Raw genomic sequence first — 19686 nt, forward strand, 5'->3', positions numbered from 1 at the left:
CTCCCCCCTTGTGGGGGAGATGTCCGGCAGGACAGAGGGGGGTAGCGACACAGCACCACCATCACTGTCTCATCCCCCCGTCATCGGCGGAAATATCCCGATCTCCCGTGCAGCGCCAATCGGCTCGTCATGCTCGACATGCTCCATGTCGAGCGCTACGCGGATCACCTCGGGATATTGAAGCGCCGTCTCATATTCTTCGCCCAGCGTCTTCAAATGATTCAGGAGATCGGCGACGGTGATGACGGAGGAGGGGAGGTCGATCTCCTCCTCGCCCTTGCCGATGCGCTCTCGCACCCATGCGAAATAGACAAGCCGCGTCATTCTTCGTCATCCACGATATGTTTCAGCCCGGCGCGGAAATAATCGTAGCCGGTATAGATGGTCAGCAGTGCCGCGATCCACAGGAGCGCGATGCCGGTCTGCGTCGTATAGGGGAAAATCTCGTCACCAGCGGGGCCGGCAAGCAGGAAGGCGATGGCGACGAGTTGTAGCGTCGTCTTCCACTTAGCGATCCGCGTCACCGGCACGCTGACCTTCAGCGCCGCCAGATATTCGCGCAGGCCCGAAACCAGGATTTCGCGGCAGAGAATGATGATCGCCGCCCAGATCGACCAGCCGGCGATGGTCTGATCGGCCGCAACAAGCAGCAGGATCGAGGCGACCAGCAGCTTGTCGGCAATCGGATCGAGCATGCGGCCGATATTCGAGGTCTGGTTCCAGATGCGCGCGAGATAGCCGTCGAGGAAATCGGTGATCGAGGCGATGATGAAGATCCACAGCGCCACCCAGCGCGCCGTATTGCTGATCGACAGCCTGCCCTCGACGAAGAAGCAGAGAACGATCAGCGGCACGGCGAGGATGCGGCCGTAGGTCAGAAGGTTGGGAATGCTGTACGCACGCGATGCCATGGGATCATTCTCTGAATTGATGCGTGGGTAGATGACGGCTTTGGCTGCGGACCGTCAACATTCTTTCTGTCTTTTCGCGGCCTTTGCGTGGAATTTGCGACGGACGCCGGTTATTTCGCGGCGTCGTCGTGGAAATGGTTATAGACCTGCCTGGCGACGGCTTCCGATATGCCTTCCACCGTCATCAGGTCGGACAGGGCGGCACGCGAAACCGCCTTCGCCGTGCCGAAATGCTGGAGCAGCGCGCGTTTGCGTGATGGGCCGATGCCGCCGATCTCATCGAGCGGGTTCTTGACCATTTCCTTCTTTCGCCGCGCCCGGTGCGAGCCGATCGCGAAACGGTGCGCCTCGTCGCGCATGCGCTGGATGAAGTAGAGCACCGGATCGCGCGGCGGCAGCGTGAAGCTCTCGCGTCCCGGCGGGAAGAAGCGCTCGCGCCCGGCATCGCGGTCCACGCCCTTTGCGATGCCGATCGCGGTCACGCTGTCGGTGATGCCGAGCTCGGCGAGGATCGCGCGCACCGCGGTCATCTGCCCCTGGCCGCCGTCGATGAGGATGACGTCGGGCCAGGCGGGGAAGGGCATGTCGGCTGCGTCGGAAGCGGCGGGCTGCGCCGTCCGGTCGGGAATGCCTTCCTCCTTGATCAGTCGCGAGAACCGCCGCGTCATGACTTCCTTCATCATGCCGAAGTCGTCGCCGGGCGTGATGTCGGTCGATTTGATGTTGAACTTTCGGTACTGGTTTTTCACGAAGCCTTCCGGCCCCGCCACCACCATGCCGCCGACGGCATTGGTGCCCATGATATGAGAGTTGTCGTAGATCTCGATGCGCTGCGGCGCATAGGCAAGTCCGAAGGTTTCCTTGAAGCCTTCGAGCAGACGTGACTGCGACGCCGTCTCGGCAAGCTTTCGTCCATGCGCTTCGCGCGCATTGCCGACGACGTGCTCGACGAGATCGCGCTTCTCGCCGCGCTGCGGTACGAGGATGGAAACCTTGTGGCCGGCCTTTTCGCTGAGCGCTGCGGCGAGCAGTTCCAGCTCCTCGACCGTCTCCGACAGCATGATCTGCTTCGGCACGGGCTTGTCGTCGTAGAACTGCGCGAGGAAGGCATTCAACACTTCGGCGCTTGATAGTTGCGGGTCGGCCTTCGGGAAATAGGCGCGGTTGCCCCAGTTCTGACCCGTGCGGAAGAAGAAGACCTGGATGCAGGAGACGCCGCCTTCGTGATGGATGGCGAAAACGTCAGCCTCCTCGACGCCGGCCGGATTGATGCCCTGGTGGCTCTGGACGTGGGAAAGTGCCGCCAGGCGATCACGATAGATCGCTGCCCGTTCGAAATCGAGATCCTCTGCCGCCTGGTTCATGGCTTCGGCCATATGCGCCTTCACCTTCTGGCTCTTGCCGGACAGGAAGTCCTTCGCCTCCTGAACCAGTTCGCCGTAACCCTCGTCGCTGACCTCGTGCGTGCAAGGCCCGGAACAACGCTTGATCTGGTAAAGCAGGCAGGGGCGGGTGCGCGTTTCGAAGACGCTGTCAGTGCAGGTGCGGATCAGAAAGGCGCGCTGCAGTGAATTGATCGTGCGCCCGACCGCGCCGGCCGAAGCGAATGGTCCGAAATAATCGCCCTTTCGCGCCCTAGCACCGCGATGCTTGAAAATGGCGGGCGCCCGGTGATCCCCAGTAATGAGGATATAGGGAAACGATTTGTCGTCGCGCAGCAGCACGTTAAAGCGCGGCCGTAAGCGCTTGATCAGATTCGCTTCCAGAAGCAGCGCCTCGGTTTCCGTGCGAGTCGTCACGAATTCCATGTTCGCCGTCTGGCGCACCATCTGGGCGATGCGGTTGGAATGCACGCGGCCGACGGCGTAATTGCCGACGCGCTTCTTCAGGCTGCGCGCCTTGCCGACATAGAGCACGTCGCCCTCGGCATTGAACATGCGGTAGACGCCGGGGCTGTTCGGCAGCCGCTTGACGAATTCGCCGATCAGTTCGGCGCCGACGAGCCCGGTCTCGTTGAGACTGCCCGCGTTCCAGTCGACCACAGCCGCAGGGGGCGAGACGGAAACGTCGCCTTCCACCTCGATATCGTCTTCGCTCTCATCCGTATCGTCGTAGAGAACGCCGCCATCCGGCAGCTTTCGTCCGTTCATTCCGTAATCTCCGCCACATCGGGCGTTTGCCAGGCAAGGTGCTGGCCGCCATCGAGGGCAATCATCTGGCCGGTGATCGAGGGCGTGTCGTAAAGGAAGCGAATCGTTTGTCCGAATTCCTCCAGTGCCGGCCCTCGCTGCAAGATAAGGGCTGAAACCTGCGCTTGGAAGTCCTCCTGCGCCTGCCGCTCGCTCGGGATCGAGGGGCCGGGTCCGATGGCATTGACGCGGATGTGCGGCGCCAATGCCTGGGCAAGCGTTTGCGTCGCCGTCCACAGCGCGGACTTGGAGAGCGTATAGGAATAGAAGCTGGGCCTCAGCGCCCAGACCCGCTGATCGATGATGTTGACGATCAACCCTGCTGCCTCAGGGGGCATCTGCTGCGCGAAGGCTGCCGCAAGAATGGAAGGTGCACGCACATGCAGGTCGAAGTGCAGCGCCCATGTGGCGGCGTTGAAATTACGCGCGGAATCATGCTGGAAGACCGACGCATTGTTGACGAGCAGATCGAGCGGCCCGAGCGCTTCAGAGGCCTTCGCGACCAGCTCCGTAGTTTCGCCGATATCGGTAAGGTCGGCCTGCAACGCGACCGCCCGATATCCGTTTCGCCGCAATTCCGTCACCAGTTCCTCGGCTTCGCCAAGGGAGCCGTTCGCATGGATCGCGACGGAAAAGCCATTTGCAGCAAGGTCTTCGGCGATTGCCCGGCCTATTCTTTTGGCAGCCCCCGTTACGAGAGCCGAGCGAAGTCTTTTGTGGTTCAAAATCTTGCTTTCCGATGCCGCGAGTCTGTTTGCAGACTATATAGGCGCGGGTGGAGATTATATAAATAGGCCCCTGCCGTTGCGCCGGCGAGCTAGATATTCTATGTATTATTTAAGAATGCGATTTCTTAAAATAAGTATTTGCAAATTAACTCTTAAGTAGGGTTAATGAATCGTATGTTGCGCGCAAGCAACATCGAATTTCAGCCATGCGGCAGCCACAATGATATCACAATTTGGCTCTTTCAAATCCGCATTTCAGTTCCAATTTCAGTCTCGATCCGGAAGGGACATCTGGCAATTTTCCCGCCAATGCTTCGCTGAGAGACAGATGATAAGCGGCGCGGGACTGAAAGGAGAAAAGTATGCGTGTACTCATTGCTGGCCTCATGGCCTCCGCTTTTGCGATTGCGGGCGTTTCGGTAGCTCAGGCGGCTGACGCCGTTGATCAGGTTCCGGAAGCACCGGTCGCCCAGGACGCCCCGGTCAAGCCGGCCGGTAGCTGGGAGGGCTTCTATCTCGGCGGCGCCGGCACCTATAACATGGGTAACTTCGGTTCCGATCGTCACACCTACGGTTTCGGCGGCCAGGTTTTCACCGGCTACAACTGGCAGCAGGGCCAGATCGTTTACGGCGTTGAATCCGACCTCGGCTACAGCGGCGACGACGTCTCCTCGGGCGGCGTAAAGAACAAGTATGGCTGGAACGGCTCCGTCCGTGGTCGCGTCGGGTACGACATGAACCCCTTCCTGCTCTACGGCACCGCTGGTCTTGCCCTCGGCAACGTCAAGGTTTCCGACGACACTTCGTCTGAAAGCAAGACGGCCTACGGCTATACGGTCGGCGCCGGCGTCGAAGCCTTCGTGACCAACAACATCACGACGCGCCTGGAATATCGCTACACCGACTACCAGAGCAAGGACTACAACCTCGACTCCGGCAGCTTCTCTCGCGGTTACGACGAGAACAGCGTCAAGCTCGGTATCGGCGTCAAGTTCTAAGCCGACTGGCCATGCAAATATAAAGAAGCCGGGCACTTTGCCCGGCTTTTTGCTGTTCGCTCGTCGTTTGCATGCATTTGATCCCGGTCTTCGCATTAGGCGCTGGCTTTGAGCTCGCGATGGGCGGGGAATTTCTTTTCGAACTGTGCCAGCCAGTCGATCAGTGGCGCATGATCGGCTTCCCACTGGTCTTTGAAGCGCAGGTCGAGATAGTCGAGCGTGGCGGCGAGTGCGAAATGTCCGCCGTTCAGTCTCTTGCCGAGCTTTGGCGGCTTGGCGCCGAGATGGGCGAGCCCCGCCGTCGCCTTCTTCCATTGCCGGTCAATCCAGGGCTGATGAACCTTCTCCTCGTCACGGAAGCGGCGCTCGTAGACGATCGCCAGCAGGCAGTCGCAAATGCCGTCGCAGAGCGCTTCGAGGACTTCCGCATCGGTGCGCTTGCTCTTCTTGGAGGGGTAAAGCCCGCCTTTCGTCAGCCGGTCGAAATAATGCATGATCGCGACGCTGTCGAATATCGAGGTCCCGTCATCGGTCAGAAGCGTCGGGATCTTGCCGAGCGGGTTGTTGTCCACCAAGATCGCCGGTCCGGTGTTGGTATCGACCCGAATGGTGTTCAACTCGAGGCCCAGGGAATGCGCGGCCATCCGCACCTTGCTGGAATAGGGCGAGGCGGGGGAGCAGAGGAGCTTCATGGGACACCTGACTGGGTTGTGAACCTGCGCCGCGGACTATTCCCGATGCCGCTTGCCCGGTCAATCGTCCTTGACGGTCTTGTTCTCACCGCGCAGCCAGAAGGCGCGGTGCGAGGCGAAACGGTCCTGCGCCAGATGATCCTTCAGCGCCGGCAGCATCTGGTGCAGCTCGTCTTTCAGCGTGAAGGGCGGGTTGACGATGACGAGGCCGGAGCCGGTCAGGCCGGTGATGCCGCGGTCACTGCGCACGGTGAGTTCGGCGCAGAGCATCTTCGGGATGTCGAGCGCCTGCAGCGTTTCGTGGAATTCCTTGATCGGCGCGCCCTTCTTCAGCGGATACCACAGGCAGTAGGTGCCGCCGGGAAAGCGGCGGTAGGCCTTTTCCAGTCCCGTGGCCAGGCGCTGGTATTCGTCTTCCTCCTCGAAGGGCGGATCGACGAGCACGATGCCGCGTTTCTCCTTCGGCGGCAGATGCGCGCCGAGTGCCAGCCAGCCATCGAGTTCGGTGATGCGGACGTGGTGATCGCCCTCGAACAGCCGATGCAGGCGTGCGTAATCCTCGGGATGCAGTTCCATCGCCGACAGCCGGTCCTGCGGCCGGAACAGCATCCGGGCAAGTTTCGGCGATCCGGGATAAAAGCGGATGCCGCCCTCAGGATTGAGTTCGCGGATTGCCGAGAGGTAGGGCTCCAGCAATTCGGAAACCTGAGGTCCGAGTTCCGCCTCCATCAGCTTGCCGATGCCCTCGAGCCATTCGCCGGTTTTCTGCGCTTCTTCCGAGGAGAGGTCGTAGAGCCCGATGCCGGCATGCGTGTCGAGCACGCGGAAGGCTCCGTCCTTCTTCTGCATGTAACGGATCAGCCGCGCCAGCACGGCATGTTTCAGCACATCGGCAAAATTGCCCGCATGATAGATATGGCGGTAGTTCATTTTCGCTGATGCCCGTATGAATTCGCGTTATCCGGAGTTTTTGTGGCTTTTGGCCGTACAAGCCTTGCAATATACAAAGCCTATGAACATTGCGACCCCCATCCACGCCAAATCCCCGAAGCCGGACAAGAGGGTTGGCCACACGGCCTGTCCGCATGACTGTCCCTCCACCTGCGCCCTCGAGGTCGAGATCGCGGAGGACGGCCGCATCGGCCGCGTGCGTGGGGCCAATGATCATTCCTATACATCGGGCGTCATTTGCGCCAAGGTCGCCCGCTATGCCGAGCGGCTCTACCATCCCGACCGACTGATGCATCCCTTGCGCCGCGCCGGCGCCAAAGGGGCAGGGCAGTGGCAGCAGATTTCCTGGGACGACGCGCTTGATGAGATCGCCGAAGCTTTCGTGAAGGCCGAGGCAAAGGATGGCAGCGAGGCCATCTGGCCTTATTTCTATGCCGGCACTATGGGGTGGGTACAGCGTGACTCCATCGACCGCCTGCGTCATGCCAAGCGTTATTCCGGCTTCTTCTCGTCGATCTGCACCAATCCCGCCTGGACCGGCTTCACCATGGCGACGGGCACGCTGCGCGGGCCCGATCCGCGTGAGATGGGCCGGACCGATTGCGTCGTCATCTGGGGCACCAATGCGGTCTCGACCCAGGTCAATGTGATGACCCACGCCATCAAGTCCCGCAAGGAGCGTGGCGCCAAGATCGTCGTCGTCGACATCTACGACAATCCGACGATGAAGCAGGCCGACATGGCATTGATCGTGAGACCCGGCACCGACGCAGCCCTTGCCTGCGCCGTCATGCATGTCGCCTTCCGCGACGGCTACGCCGATCGCGAATATATGGCGAGATATGCCGACGATCCCGCTGGTCTCGAAACGCATCTCAAAACGAAGACGCCGCAATGGGCTGCCGGTATCACCGGCCTTTCGGTCGAAGAGATCGAAGCCTTCGCTCGTCTCGTCGGCACGACGAAAAAGACCTTTTTCCGCCTCGGCTACGGCTTCACCCGCCAGCGCAACGGCGCGGTCGCCATGCATGCGGCGGCCTCGATCGCCACCGTCCTCGGTTCCTGGCAATATGAGGGCGGCGGGGCATTCCATTCGAACAGCGATATTTTCCGCATGAACAATGCGGAATTGACCGGCCGTCCGATGAAGGATGCCGAAATCCGCATGCTCGACCAGTCGCAGATCGGCCGGGTGCTGACCGGAGATCCGGTGGCGCTGCGCCATCGCGGCCCGGTGACGGCGATGCTGATCCAGAACACCAATCCTGCCAACATCGCTCCCGAGCAGCGCCTGGTTAAGCGGGGCTTCGCCCGCGACGATCTCTTTGTCGCCGTCCACGAACAATTCATGACCGAGACGGCCGATATCGCCGATATCGTCATTCCTGCGACGATGTTCGTCGAGCACGACGACATTTATCGCGCCGGCGGCCAGAACCATATCCTGCTGGGGCCGAAGCTCGTTGAGCCGCCGCCAACCGTGCGCACCAACCTCTTCGTCATCGAGGAACTGGCAAAACGCCTCGGCGTCGCCGATCGCCCCGGCTTCGGCTTCACCGCCCGCGAGATGATCGACCGTGTCCTGAAGGCGAGCGATCTGCCGGATTACGACCATTTCCTCGAACACAAATGGTTTGACCGCCAGCCGGCTTTTGAAGAGGCGCATTTCCTGAACGGTTTTGCCCATCCGGACGGCAAGTTCCATTTTCGGCCGGATTGGGTGAACGATCCCGCCCCGAACAAGCCGCCGGCCGCGATCGGCGTGCTCGGGCCACACGCGGAACTTCCCGCGTTCCCCGATCAAGTCGATGTCATCGAAGTCGCCGATCCCGAGCATCCCTTCCGTCTCGCCACGTCGCCCGCCCGCAACTTCCTCAATTCGAGCTTTTCCGAAACGAAGACCTCGCGTCAGAAGGAAGGCCGTCCCGAAGTGATGATCAATCCCGTTGATGCCGAGGCCGATGGCATCGCTCATGGCGATCTCGTCCGCATCGGCAACAGCCGCGGCGATCTGCGCATCCATGCCCGCGTCACCAATGAGGTAAAGCCCGGCGTGCTGATTGCCGAAGGTCTCTGGCCAAACAACGCGCATGTCGACGGCGAGGGCATCAATGTGCTGACCGGCGCCGATCCGGTCGCGCCCTATGGCGGCGCGGCCGTGCATGACAACAAGGTCTGGCTTCGCAGGGACGCAGCATGATGCAGCCGAAATCACGGGTGAAGATCGTCAGCGAGGAAACGCTGTCGAATGGGTGGACGCGGCTGAGCAGCTATTTGCTCGACTACATCGACCGCAAGGGTGCGACTCAACGGCTGAAGCGCGAAGTCTATCACCGCACGCCCGCCGCCTGCATCCTGCTCTATGATCCCAAGCGCGACCTCGTCGTTCTCGTCCGCCAGTTTCGTCTCGCCGTTCATCTCAACGGCGATCCTGCCTGGATGATCGAGGTGCCGGCCGGCCTCCTCGACGACGATCATCCCGAAGCGGCGATCCGCCGCGAGGCGATGGAGGAGACTGGTTATCGCCTGCGGGATGCACGCTTCCTCTTCAAAACCTATACTACGCCGGGCGCCATCACCGAAGTCGTTCATTTCTTCACGGCCTTGATCGATACCGCCGATCGCGTCGCGGAAGGCGGCGGCCTGGACGAGGAGCACGAGGATATCGAAGTCCTTGAAATCCCGCTCGACGAGGCCGCCCGGATGATCGAAACCGGCGAAATCTTCGACACCAAGACGATCGTGCTGCTGCAGTGGGCGCTGTTGAACAAGAGCAGGCTTCAATAGCGGGTAAGGCGGTCGGGTGGATCGACTTGATTCGCGACCGGTTTAGTTTTCCCCGCGAACTCGCATCATCTGCTGAAACGCGCGCTGCTTCAGTGCAGGCACCGCGTTGATGATGCGCATGACGCCGCGCGTGACAGCGAGCTGAAGCCTGCCGACGATCGGCCGATGGGTCAGACCGCTGGCATCCAGCTGCCTTTTCGATTCTTGGACTGCTTCGGTACTATAGCGAAGCATCTCGACTTCGTAGGCATGTATGGCTTCGACGAGCGGCTTTCGTCCTCGGTCCGCTTCAACCAGCATGCGTCCAAGCAGAGCGGCATCGCGAAGCGCTGTATTGGCGCCCGCGCCTCGTCCGGGCGTCATCGTATGGACGGCGTCGCCGAGCAGAGTGACATTCGAACTCGTCCAGGGCTTCAGCGGAACGGAGGTCCTCATCTTGACATCGTGGATCGTCGAAGGCTCCGTCATGCGAATGAGAGCACGCATGTGCGGGTGCCAGTCCCGGGTGAGCTCCAAGCCGAGGTCTCTCAATTGTTCGCCGCCGAGGCCGGTCGTGTCCCGCGGGAAATTTTGCCGAGCGCCCCATATGCCCCAGCCGATGCTGTCCTCGTCGAGTGCTTCGACGAAATCCGGCCAGCGAGCAGCAAAATCGGGATCGCTTCGGCTAGAGGCGAACTCCAGCGAGTGAATGATTGCGCCGAAACCCATCGGCGCCATGATCAGCGACATGCCTCGGAACATTTTGTCCGACAGCAGAGCTTTCGTCTCGACCGTCATGGGAAGTTTGCCGCCGAGCGATAGCATTCCCGTGTCTTCCAGACGCGCTTCCGGCAAGCGTTGCTTGCGTACCGCGGAGTTCGTGCCGTCCGCACCCACAAGGACATCGCCTGTCGCAAGGCTTCCATCCTCGAAGCGAGCGGTGACCGACCCGTCGGCGTTACTTGTATAATCTTGAAGCCTCTTCCCGAAGAAGACGTCGTCTTCAAGTCCTCTGAGCAGAACCCGCCTCAGCGTCTTTCGAATGACGTTCTTTTCACCGTCGAGAGCGTTCGGGCCTGCATCATCGATATCGAAGTTCAGCACGTCGCCCAGCTGTTCGGTGAGCATGTTGAAATAGCGCGGCGACCTGGCGCAGGTGGCGACATAGAGGTCGTAGAGGTGGCCGGGGATGCAGGCTTTCAGCGCTCGGCTTCCAGCCGGGCTGATGCCGACGCGATAACCGCCGGTGTCGGTGTTCGGAGCAAGGTCGCGCTCATAAACCGCTATGCCTATCCCTGCTTGCTTGAGCAGATGCGCGAGTGCCAAACCGCCAGTTCCGGCGCCGATAATCAAAACCTTCATGGTGCTACCTCTCGTTAAGGTTGGGATCGATGGAGAACGCGGCGGCGATCTGCCTCAGCCACTCTTCCGTCCAGGTAATGCGCTGGGCCCTGAGGTCCTCGACAATGCTGTTGACCCAGGACAATTCGGTTGCATGAAGCGCTCGGACATATTCCATCTCGAGAAGAAAGAGCCTTGGAACGGCCTGCGCTTCCTGCAAAGCCTTGTCGATCCGTCGAAGCTCCGACTCGATGGCTCTTGCCCTGAGCTCAAGCTGGCTCGCCACATCCTCAGGCGTAAGCAGAGGAAGAAATGACATGGCTGCGGGAAATTCCGGATATTCCCGCGTCAGGGTCGACAATATCGCCCGCATCCATTCCAGCGCGACGTCGCGGCCCTTGTCGGTGATCTCGTAAACGGTCCGCTCGGGACGCTTGTCGTCCCGGATCGTTTTCTGGGGGGTGATCAAACCCTCGCGTTCGAGCCGCTGGATTGTTTGATAGAGGCTTGCCCTCTGCGTGACATTGATTACCTCGTCTTTGCCGCGTTCCTTGATGAGCCGCTGCATTCGGTAAGGGTGCAGCGGCTCTTCAATGAGCATTGCAAGGACGGCGAGCGCGATTGGGGAGCGTTTGATTGTTGTCATGGTCGTATCATTACTAGTTATTTTATGACTATTCAACTGCGATCTGAATTTGTGGGCTCCTGGTCAATGCTGGGCTGGACCGATGACCGTGAATCCGTCGCCGGCCGATCCGGCCGTTTCCCAAGCACAAGTTTCCGCGATAAGGTAATAGGGCCCAAAATTTCATACGACTGTCACGAAGCGGTTCTATCCGCTGCGGCTTGTCACTCATCGGATGCGTCAGGAGAAAGCCCATGTGGCTCAGCAATTTCACCCTCGTTCTCCCAAACGAGGTGGTGAGCGAAGGTTCCGTGCGTGTTGAGGACGGCGCCATCGCCGAGATCAGGGCGGAGCCGCTTGCCGGTGCTGCCATCGATGGTGGCGGGCGGCTGCTGATGCCCGGTTTCGTCGACCTGCACGGCGACATGATCGAGCGAGAGATTGCACCGCGGCCAAATGCGCATATGCCGATCGATTTCGGCATTCACGAACTCGACAAGAAGCTTGCCGCCGCAGGTGTTACGACCGCCTTCGCTGCCGTCTCCTTCGCGACCGAAAGCGTCTACGGCCATGTGCGCTCGCTGGAGACGACGTCGGCCGTGATCGAGGGCATCAACCGGCTGCGCGACGATCTCCTGATCGACCATCGCGTCCACGCCCGCTACGAGATCACCAACGTCGGCGCGGCCCCGGCGCTCGAGCGGCTGCTGAATGCCGACCAGATCGATATGGTTTCGCTCACCGACCACACGCCGGGCCAGGGCCAGTACAATAACCTGCAGAGCTATATCCTCAGCATTTCCGAACGCCGCGCCATCTCCGAGGAGATGGCGGCCGAGATCGTCGCCAAGCGCATCGCCATGCGCAACAATCCCGAGATCGAGACCAAGCTGAAGGAGATCGTCGCGCTGTCGCTGAAGCATAAGCTGTCGCTCGCCTCACACGACGACGACAGCGTCGAAAAGGTCGCCGAGATGCATGATCTCGGCGTCACCATCAGCGAGTTTCCGGTCACCGCACCTGCGGCCGAAGAGGCACGCCGTCGCGGCCTCTGGACGCTGATGGGCGCCCCGAATGCGCTCCGCGGCCAGTCGATGTCCGGCAATCTCAGCGCCCTCGATGCCGCCAGGGCCGGCCTGCTCAGCGTCATCGCCGCCGATTACCATCCGGCCGCCTTCGTGCCCGGCATCTTCAAGCTCGCCGACACGGTGGAAGGCGGCCTGCCGGCCGCCGTCGCCATGGCGACCGCCAACGCCGCCCGCTCCGCCGGCCTGATGGATCGAGGCGAGATCGCCATCGGCCAGCGCGCCGATCTGGTGGCGGTCGAGCCGGGTGACATCAATCGCATTCGCGCCACCTTCCACGCCGGCCGCTTCGTCTACAGCGACGGGACGCTGCATCCGCTGCGGGCGCTGGCGGCTTAGCTTTTAAAGAATCTGATTCTCGCTGGGTGGCAGGGCCTTGCAATGCGTGCAGCGGTTGTGTTGTTAGACGTAATTGCCATAAAGGCGGCTTCTGCTTGAGGGTCTCCAGGATGATGCCTTTATGCAATATTCTGGAATGATCTAACTTTGCGCGAGACGCTTATGCCCATACGGCGCCATGCGGCCATTCTGGCGGTCCTTCTTCAGCCGGCGCTCCTCGGTGGATGCGACGCGTTTGGCTTCCATTCGTGGCGTTGGAACCAGAAAATAATTGTGGTTGTGGAAACGCCCACTGGGAGGCGCGTGGGAGAGTCCGTGCAAAGCGTCGGCTGGTCCGAAAGTCCTAGTTGGGCTCGTTTGGGTGACAGCGGCGGTGGATTCAGCAGCGATCTCGCTGGTGAAGCGGTCGTCGTGGAGCTTGCTCCAAGTAGATACATCTTCGTGCTTCCGAAAATATATGATGGTTTGGCGAGCGAGCAGGTTTTCAGGCCGCCTCTTAGCAGATCAGGAAATGCCGCGAGCCTTCGTGAAGAAATCAGAGCACAAAACGATCACTTGGAGCGGTTGAGACAGACGAGGGACGTTCCAAGGTCTTCTTATCCGGCGTTGGTAACGTTTTCGGATCTATCCGATCCCGCAACGGCACAAAAAGTCGATCTGGGAAATCTTGAGGCATCGTTTGGCTCAGGGTATCGACTTGTATCCATCAAACTCGCCATCACTGATGAGGCTAAAACTGAGGGCATCGTCGAACGAGTCCTTGGGCAAGGCTTCTTCGAAGAGTGGGCCAGAAAGCGCCAAGCTGCATTCACAAGCAGCGGTCCTTTCAAAAGGCTTCCCTTTGCTTTTCAGCTTTCCCGAAACGATTTCATAGCCGGAGAATAGCGCATGTTTATTTGTCTGAACTGGTGATGCGATCCCGTTGAGGAAAAGCAACCTGCTTAGTGCAGATAGCAGCGTAGTGTCTAACCGCAGTCCCCGATCAGCGAGATGAGCTGAGCCTTGGGCGCGACGGCCGAAGCCTCGTTGCCAATAGCTTTACCGCCTTCCATTGTCACTCGGCCTTCAGCAAAGAGCCGCAGCGCCTGCGGATAGATCTGGTGTTCCACGGTGAGTACGCGCGCGGCAAGGCTTTCGGCCGTGTCGCCGGAAAGGAGCGGGACAGCGGCTTGGCCGATCACCGGACCCTCGTCCATGCCTTCGGTGACGAAATGCACGGTGCAGCCGGCGATCCGCATTCCGGCGTCGATGGCGCGCTGATGGGTGTGCAGGCCCGGAAACAGCGGCAGCAGGGAAGGGTGGATGTTGAGGATGCGGCCTTCATAACGTTGAATGAAGGTCGCCGTCAGCAGCCGCATGTAGCCTGCCAGGCAGAGGATGTCAGGTGAAAGCGTATCGAGCGCGGCAAAGATCGCAGCCTCATGCGCATCCTTGCTGGCATAATCCTTGCGGGGGAAAGCGAAGGTGGCGATGCCTTCGGCGGCTGCCTTGGCAAGCCCTCCGGCATCCGCCTTGTCGGAGATCACGCCGACGATCTCGGCCGGATAGTCGGCAGCCTTGGCCGCAGCGACCAGCGCCATCATGTTGGAGCCGCCACCTGAGATGAAGACGACGACGCGTTTGCGCGGCGTGCTCATAGGGCAAGCGTGCCCTTGTAGACTGTGCCGGCAGCGCCTTCGTCGCGGGCGATCATGCGGCCGAGCGTGACGACCTTTTCGCCTTCGGCTTCGAGTGCCGTCGACACGGCGGCGACATTCTCTTCGGCGACGACGACGATCATGCCGATGCCGCAGTTGAAGGTGCGCAGCATTTCCTTGGCCTCGACGCCGCCCGTCCTGGCGAGCCACGAAAACACTGGCGGTACCTTGACGGCCGCAAGATCGATCTCGGCGGCCAGATGCTTCGGCAGCACGCGCGGAATATTCTCAGGGAAGCCGCCGCCGGTGATGTGGGCAAGCGCCTTCAGCGCACCCGTCTCGCGGATCGCCTTCAGGAGCGGCTTCACATAGATGCGGGTCGGCTCGAGCAGCGCTTCGCCAAGCTTCTTGCCTTCGACGAACGGCGCCGGCGCATCCCAGCCGAGGCCGGACAGTTCGACGATCTTGCGCACCAGCGAGAAACCGTTGGAGTGGACGCCGGATGAGGCAAGCCCGAGGATCACGTCGCCCTCGGCGATATCGCCTGATGGCAGCAGCTTGCCGCGTTCGGCAGCACCGACGGCAAAACCGGCCAGATCGTAGTCGCCGGAAGAATACATGCCGGGCATTTCGGCCGTCTCGCCGCCGATCAGCGCACAGCCCGCTTCGCGGCAGCCGGCGGCAATGCCGCCGACGATGGCAGCGCCCTGATCCGGATCGAGCTTGCCGGTCGCGAAGTAGTCGAGGAAGAACAGCGGTTCGGCGCCTTGGACCACGAGATCGTTGACGCACATGGCGACGAGGTCGATGCCGACGGTGTCGTGATAATCAGCGTCGATCGCGATCTTCAGCTTGGTACCGACCCCGTCATTGGCGGCGACGAGAACCGGATCGGTAAAGCCTGCGGCCTTGAGGTCGAAGAGCCCGCCGAAGCCGCCGATCTCGCCGTCGGCGCCGGGGCGGCGGGTCGAGCGAACCGCGGGCTTGATCTTCTCGACGAGGAGGTTGCCGGCATCGATGTCGACGCCCGCATCGCTGTAGGTCAGGCCGTTTTTCCCAGACTGGCTCATGCTGGTCTCCGATGGCTATTTTCAGGCGGCTAACATGCCGCGTCATCTGTCGGTCGCAATTGCATGACAGGGGCGTTTATGCAAGCGCTGCATGGGAAAAGCCCCCAATTTCCCGCGTCTTCCCTGAGCCTTTCCGGGATTTGGCGCAACAGGGTTGACCATCTTTGCGCCTGCATCCTATGTGCTGAATGGCCGCGTCGGATCGGATGCGGCATTCGGCGGCGGCGAGCGATCAGCGGGGAAGCGATGCCACAGCATGTCAGCGGCAACAGTCTCAAGCGCCAGATCTTCTTCTGGCTGGCCGTGCTCGTCTTCTTCATCGCCTTTCTCTATGTCTTCAGCTCGATCCTGCTGCCTTTCATCGCCGGCATGGCGATCGCCTATTTCCTGGATCCGGTGGCCGATCGGCTGGAGCGCCTGGGACTGAGCCGCATGATGGCGACGGTCGGTATCCTCGTTGCCTTCGTCATCGTTTTCGCCTTGGCGCTGATGATCCTCATTCCGGTGCTCATCAGCCAGTTCAACGATTTCGCCGGTCGGCTGCCGGGTTATATCAGCCAGTTGCAGCAGTTCATCACCCAGACGCAGAATTCGCTGCTGCCGGACTGGGTCAAAAGCCAGGCCGGCACGATCAAGGACAATCTCTCCGCCATCCTCTCCGAAGGCATGGGTTTCCTCACCGGCCTCTTTGCGCAGATTTGGAATTCCGGCAAGGCGATTGTCGACGTCATATCGCTGCTCGTCGTCACCCCGGTCGTCGCCTTCTACATCCTTCTCGATTGGGACCGCATGGTTGCCAAGGTCGACCAGTGGATCCCGCGTGATTATGTCGGCGAGGTCCGCCAGATCGCCAAGGAGATCGACCAGGCGATCGCTGGCTTCATCCGCGGCCAGGGGTCGCTCTGCCTCATCCTCGGCATCTATTATGCCGCCGGCCTCTCCCTCGTCGGGCTGAATTTCGGCCTGCTGATCGGCCTCTTCGCCGGTATGATCAGCTTCATTCCCTATGTCGGCTCGATGGTCGGGCTTGTTCTCGCCATCGGCGTGGCGATCGTGCAGTTTTGGCCAGATTATTTCTGGATCGGCCTGGTGCTCGCCGTCTTCTTCAGCGGCCAGTTCCTGGAAGGCAATATCCTGCAGCCGAAGCTCGTCGGCTCGAGCGTCGGCCTGCATCCGGTCTGGCTGATGTTTGCGCTTTTTGCCTTTGGCGCGCTCTTCGGTTTCGTCGGTCTTCTGGTCGCCGTGCCGGCGGCAGCGGCCGTCGGCGTCCTTGTCCGTTTTGCGCTTTCACGCTACCTTCAGAGCGATCTCTATTTTGGCGGGTCTGCGAGCACCCGCGCCCGGAAGACGAAATCAGTTCCCAATGAATGACGTGAAGAACGCTGATCCGAAGCGCAAGGCCGGAGAGCAGCTGCCTTTGGCCTTTTCGCACGATGCGGCAAGCGGCCGTGACGACCTCCTGATTTCGGAGCGTCTCGCCGCTGCCGTTTCGATCGTCGATGCCTGGCCGGCATGGCCGTCGCCGGTCGTCGTGCTCGCCGGTCCCGTCGGTTCGGGAAAGTCCCATCTCGCCCGTATCTGGAGCGAATTGAGCGGCGCCGTCAGCATCCATCCCGAGCTCGGCTCGGACGCCGCGGTTGCCGCCGCCGCCGGCCCGGTGCTGTTCGAGGATGCCGATCGCCTCGGCTTCGACGACAATGCGCTCTTCCACGTCATCAACAGCGTGCGCGAAAACGGCAGCAGCCTGCTGATGACAAGCCGCCTCTGGCCGATGTCGTGGCCGGTTCTGCTGCCCGATCTGCGTTCGCGGCTGAAGGCCGCCACGGTCGTTGAGATCGGCGAGCCCGACGAGGCGCTGTTGTCGCAGGTGATAGTCAAGCTCTTCGCCGACCGGCAGCTTTATATAGATGACAAACTCGTGCTCTATATCGTTAACCGTATGGAGCGGTCGCTGAATGCGGCCCAGACGATCGTCGAAAGGCTCGACCGGCTGGCCCTATCACGGGGCACGAAAATCACCCGGTCTCTTGCTGCCGAAGTATTGAATGAATTGGGAAATTCGGAACCGGCCGATTGACTGTCACAGTTCCGTCGTGAAACTGATATAATTGCCGTCGCGATTGAAAACGGGGTAAGCGGACCATGGACAGCGCAGTCGCAGAAAATCAGGAAGCCTTCCCGCAGACCAATGACAACGTCCCCCCGTTGGAAGAATTGCTGACGAGTCCCGAGCGCTTCATCAACCGGGAATTCTCCTGGCTGCAGTTCAATCGTCGCGTCCTCGAAGAAACTTTGAACACCGAGCATCCGCTGCTTGAGCGCGTCCGCTTCCTGTCGATCTCCGCCGCCAACCTCGACGAGTTCTTCATGGTGCGCGTAGCCGGCCTCGAAGGTCAGGTGCGCCAGAACATCGGCATCCGCAGCCCCGACGGTAAGACGCCTGCCGAACAGCTCGATTCGATCCTGCAGGAGATCGATCATCTGCAGATGGAGCAGCAGGCCTCACTCGCCGTCCTGCAGCAATATCTCGCCAAGGAAGACATTCTGATCGTGCGCCCCGGCGCCTTGAGCGATGCCGATCGCCAGTGGCTGGCCGCTGAATTCGAACAGTCGATCTTCCCCGTGTTGACGCCGCTGTCGATCGATCCGGCCCACCCGTTCCCGTTCATTCCGAATCTCGGTTTCTCGATCGGTCTGCAGCTTGTCAGCAAGAGCGGCCGCGAGCCGATGACGGCGCTGCTGCGCCTGCCGCCGGCGCTCGACCGCTTCGTCCGCTTGCCGGACGAGGGGACCACGATCCGCTACATCACGCTGGAAGATGTCGCCAACATCTTCATCCACCGGCTCTACCCGGGCTACGAGGTGCAGGGTTCCGGTACCTTCCGTGTCATCCGCGACAGCGATATCGAAGTCGAGGAAGAGGCCGAGGATCTGGTCCGCTTCTTCGAAACGGCGTTGAAGCGCCGCCGCCGCGGCAAGGTTATCCGCATTGAGACCGACTCGGAAATGCCGGCCTCATTGCGCCAGTTCGTTGTCCAGGCGCTCAGCATTCCTGATAACCGCGTGGCCGTTCTGCCGGGCCTTCTGGCGCTGAACACCCTCTCCGAGATCACAAAGGCGCCGCGCGACGATCTCAGGTTTCTCCCCTACAATGCGCGATTTCCAGAGCGCGTCCGCGAACATGCCGGCGACTGCTTCGCCGCCATCCGCGAAAAGGACATGGTCGTCCATCACCCCTACGAATCCTTCGACGTGGTGGTCCAGTTTCTTCTCCAGGCTGCGCGCGATCCTGACGTCCTGGCGATAAAGCAGACGCTCTACCGCACCTCCAACGACAGCCCGATTGTCCGCGCGCTGATCGATGCCGCCGAAGCTGGCAAGTCGGTGACGGCGCTGGTCGAACTCAAGGCCCGCTTCGACGAAGAGGCGAATATCCGCTGGGCGCGCGATCTCGAGCGCGCCGGTGTGCAGGTCGTCTTCGGCTTCATCGAACTCAAGACCCACGCCAAGATGTCGATGGTCGTCCGCCGCGAGGAAGGCAAGCTCAGGACCTATTGCCACCTGGGAACGGGCAACTACCACCCGATCACCGCGAAGATCTACACCGACCTCTCCTATTTCACCTGCAATCCCGTCATCGCCCATGACATGGCGAACATCTTCAATTTCATCACCGGTTACGGCGAGCCGGAGCAAGGCATGCAGCTCGCCATCTCGCCCTACACGATGCGCCCGCGTATCCTGCGTCACATCGAGGAAGAGATCCAGCATGCCAGGAACGGCGCCCCGGCGGCGATCTGGATGAAGATGAACTCGCTCGTCGATCCCGACATCATCGACGCGCTCTATCGTGCCAGCCATGCCGGCGTCGAGATCGATCTCGTCGTGCGCGGCATCTGCTGCCTGCGCCCGCAGGTGCCCGGCCTCTCGGAAAAGATCCGCGTCAAGTCGATCGTCGGACGCTTCCTCGAGCACAGCCGCATCTTCTGCTTCGGCAACGGCCACGGCCTGCCGTCCGACAAGGCGCTGGTTTATATCGGTTCGGCCGACATGATGCCGAGAAACCTCGACCGCCGCGTGGAAACGATGGTTCCGCTCACGAATCCGACCGTTCACGAGCAGGTCTTGTCACAGATTATGCTCGGCAACGTGATTGACAATCAACAAAGCTACGAGATATTGCCCGACGGTACGTCGCGTCGCATGGAAGTGCGCAGGGGCGAGGAACCGTTTAATGCGCAGCAGTATTTCATGACCAATCCGAGCCTGTCGGGCCGTGGTGAAGCCTTGAAGTCCAGTGCGCCGAAGCTGATCGCAGGCCTGCTCGAAGGCCGCAACAACAAGTAAAACTGGA

18 protein-coding genes are annotated in these 19686 nt (G+C 60.9%); 8 read left to right on the plus strand and 10 right to left on the minus strand.

From position 1 onward, the window contains the following. Positions 1-69: 69 nt before the first annotated feature. The 4 genes from moaD to NE852_RS07490 all read right to left on the minus strand — a co-directional run bounded on the left by moaD (position 70) and on the right by NE852_RS07490 (position 3825). The gene (moaD, locus tag NE852_RS07475) at positions 70-324 is read right to left on the minus strand and encodes a molybdopterin converting factor subunit 1 (RefSeq protein ID WP_008522273.1); all 255 of its coding nucleotides are present in this window, start codon (positions 322-324) and stop codon (positions 70-72) included. After that, positions 321-911, minus strand: coding sequence for a CDP-diacylglycerol--glycerol-3-phosphate 3-phosphatidyltransferase (gene pgsA / locus NE852_RS07480; protein WP_008522272.1), 591 nt, complete (start codon positions 909-911; stop codon positions 321-323). The genes moaD and pgsA overlap by 4 nt, the downstream gene beginning before the upstream one ends. Before the next feature lie 110 nt (positions 912-1021). Continuing rightward, a complete protein-coding gene (uvrC, locus tag NE852_RS07485; RefSeq protein WP_008522270.1) occupies positions 1022-3061 on the minus strand; it encodes an excinuclease ABC subunit UvrC in 2040 nt (679 codons plus the stop codon). Beyond that, complete coding sequence (locus tag NE852_RS07490; RefSeq protein WP_008522265.1) at positions 3058-3825, minus strand: SDR family oxidoreductase; 768 nt, start codon at positions 3823-3825, stop codon at positions 3058-3060. The genes uvrC and NE852_RS07490 overlap by 4 nt, the downstream gene beginning before the upstream one ends. A 365-nt stretch (positions 3826-4190) precedes the next feature. Here NE852_RS07490 and NE852_RS07495 point away from each other — a divergent pair, with 365 nt between their 5' ends. After that, the gene (locus NE852_RS07495; protein ID WP_008522263.1) at positions 4191-4826 is read left to right on the plus strand and encodes an outer membrane protein; all 636 of its coding nucleotides are present in this window, start codon (positions 4191-4193) and stop codon (positions 4824-4826) included. A 95-nt stretch (positions 4827-4921) separates the two neighbouring features. Here NE852_RS07495 and NE852_RS07500 read toward each other — a convergent pair whose 3' ends face one another. Next, a complete protein-coding gene (locus tag NE852_RS07500) occupies positions 4922-5518 on the minus strand; it encodes a glutathione S-transferase (RefSeq protein ID WP_008522260.1) in 597 nt (198 codons plus the stop codon). 60 nt (positions 5519-5578) lie between these two features. Further along, the gene (locus NE852_RS07505; protein ID WP_008522259.1) at positions 5579-6448 is read right to left on the minus strand and encodes a 23S rRNA (adenine(2030)-N(6))-methyltransferase RlmJ; all 870 of its coding nucleotides are present in this window, start codon (positions 6446-6448) and stop codon (positions 5579-5581) included. A 16-nt stretch (positions 6449-6464) separates the two neighbouring features. Between NE852_RS07505 and NE852_RS07510 the strand changes: the two genes are divergently transcribed. Together NE852_RS07510 and NE852_RS07515 are read left to right on the plus strand one after the other, a co-directional pair. Continuing rightward, a complete protein-coding gene (locus NE852_RS07510; protein WP_258156355.1) occupies positions 6465-8669 on the plus strand; it encodes a molybdopterin-dependent oxidoreductase in 2205 nt (734 codons plus the stop codon). Further along, positions 8666-9256 carry an NUDIX domain-containing protein gene (locus NE852_RS07515; protein WP_037170569.1) on the plus strand — a complete coding sequence of 197 codons (591 nt, stop codon included), beginning with the start codon at positions 8666-8668 and terminating at the stop codon, positions 9254-9256. Before NE852_RS07510 ends, NE852_RS07515 begins: the two co-directional genes overlap by 4 nt. 42 nt (positions 9257-9298) lie before the next feature. On the opposite strand, the gene NE852_RS07520 is transcribed toward NE852_RS07515, so the two are convergent. Both NE852_RS07520 and NE852_RS07525 read right to left on the minus strand, forming a co-directional pair. Then, positions 9299-10597, minus strand: a complete 1299-nt coding sequence (locus NE852_RS07520) for an NAD(P)/FAD-dependent oxidoreductase (RefSeq protein ID WP_008522243.1) — start codon at positions 10595-10597, stop codon at positions 9299-9301. 4 nt (positions 10598-10601) lie between these two features. After that, positions 10602-11222: a PadR family transcriptional regulator gene (locus NE852_RS07525; RefSeq protein ID WP_008522242.1), complete on the minus strand. Its 621-nt coding sequence runs from the start codon at positions 11220-11222 to the stop codon at positions 10602-10604. Between the two features lie 233 nt (positions 11223-11455). Between NE852_RS07525 and NE852_RS07530 the strand changes: the two genes are divergently transcribed. Further along, entirely contained in the window at positions 11456-12625 is a 1170-nt protein-coding gene (locus NE852_RS07530) for an alpha-D-ribose 1-methylphosphonate 5-triphosphate diphosphatase (protein WP_258156356.1), read from the plus strand. Positions 12626-12940: 315 nt separating this feature from the next. Continuing rightward, positions 12941-13510, plus strand: coding sequence for a hypothetical protein (locus NE852_RS07535; RefSeq protein WP_258156357.1), 570 nt, complete (start codon positions 12941-12943; stop codon positions 13508-13510). An 80-nt stretch (positions 13511-13590) separates the two neighbouring features. Here the strand turns inward: NE852_RS07535 and purN are convergent, their stop codons facing one another. Further along, the gene (gene purN / locus NE852_RS07540) at positions 13591-14262 is read right to left on the minus strand and encodes a phosphoribosylglycinamide formyltransferase (RefSeq protein WP_258156358.1); all 672 of its coding nucleotides are present in this window, start codon (positions 14260-14262) and stop codon (positions 13591-13593) included. After that, complete coding sequence (gene purM / locus NE852_RS07545) at positions 14259-15332, minus strand: phosphoribosylformylglycinamidine cyclo-ligase (RefSeq protein WP_258156359.1); 1074 nt, start codon at positions 15330-15332, stop codon at positions 14259-14261. Before purM ends, purN begins: the two co-directional genes overlap by 4 nt. A 246-nt stretch (positions 15333-15578) precedes the next feature. Between purM and NE852_RS07550 the strand changes: the two genes are divergently transcribed. The 3 genes from NE852_RS07550 to NE852_RS07560 all read left to right on the plus strand — a co-directional run bounded on the left by NE852_RS07550 (position 15579) and on the right by NE852_RS07560 (position 19679). Further along, positions 15579-16703: an AI-2E family transporter gene (locus NE852_RS07550; RefSeq protein WP_258156360.1), complete on the plus strand. Its 1125-nt coding sequence runs from the start codon at positions 15579-15581 to the stop codon at positions 16701-16703. After that, positions 16696-17409, plus strand: coding sequence for a DnaA regulatory inactivator HdaA (hdaA, locus tag NE852_RS07555; protein WP_008522233.1), 714 nt, complete (start codon positions 16696-16698; stop codon positions 17407-17409). Before NE852_RS07550 ends, hdaA begins: the two co-directional genes overlap by 8 nt. Before the next feature lie 65 nt (positions 17410-17474). Beyond that, positions 17475-19679: an RNA degradosome polyphosphate kinase gene (locus NE852_RS07560; RefSeq protein WP_008522231.1), complete on the plus strand. Its 2205-nt coding sequence runs from the start codon at positions 17475-17477 to the stop codon at positions 19677-19679. The last annotated feature ends 7 nt before the right edge of the window (positions 19680-19686 follow it).

Origin of the sequence: Rhizobium sp. Pop5, assembly GCF_024721175.1 — a bacterium.
In the GTDB taxonomy this organism is placed as follows: Bacteria; Pseudomonadota; Alphaproteobacteria; order Rhizobiales; family Rhizobiaceae; genus Rhizobium.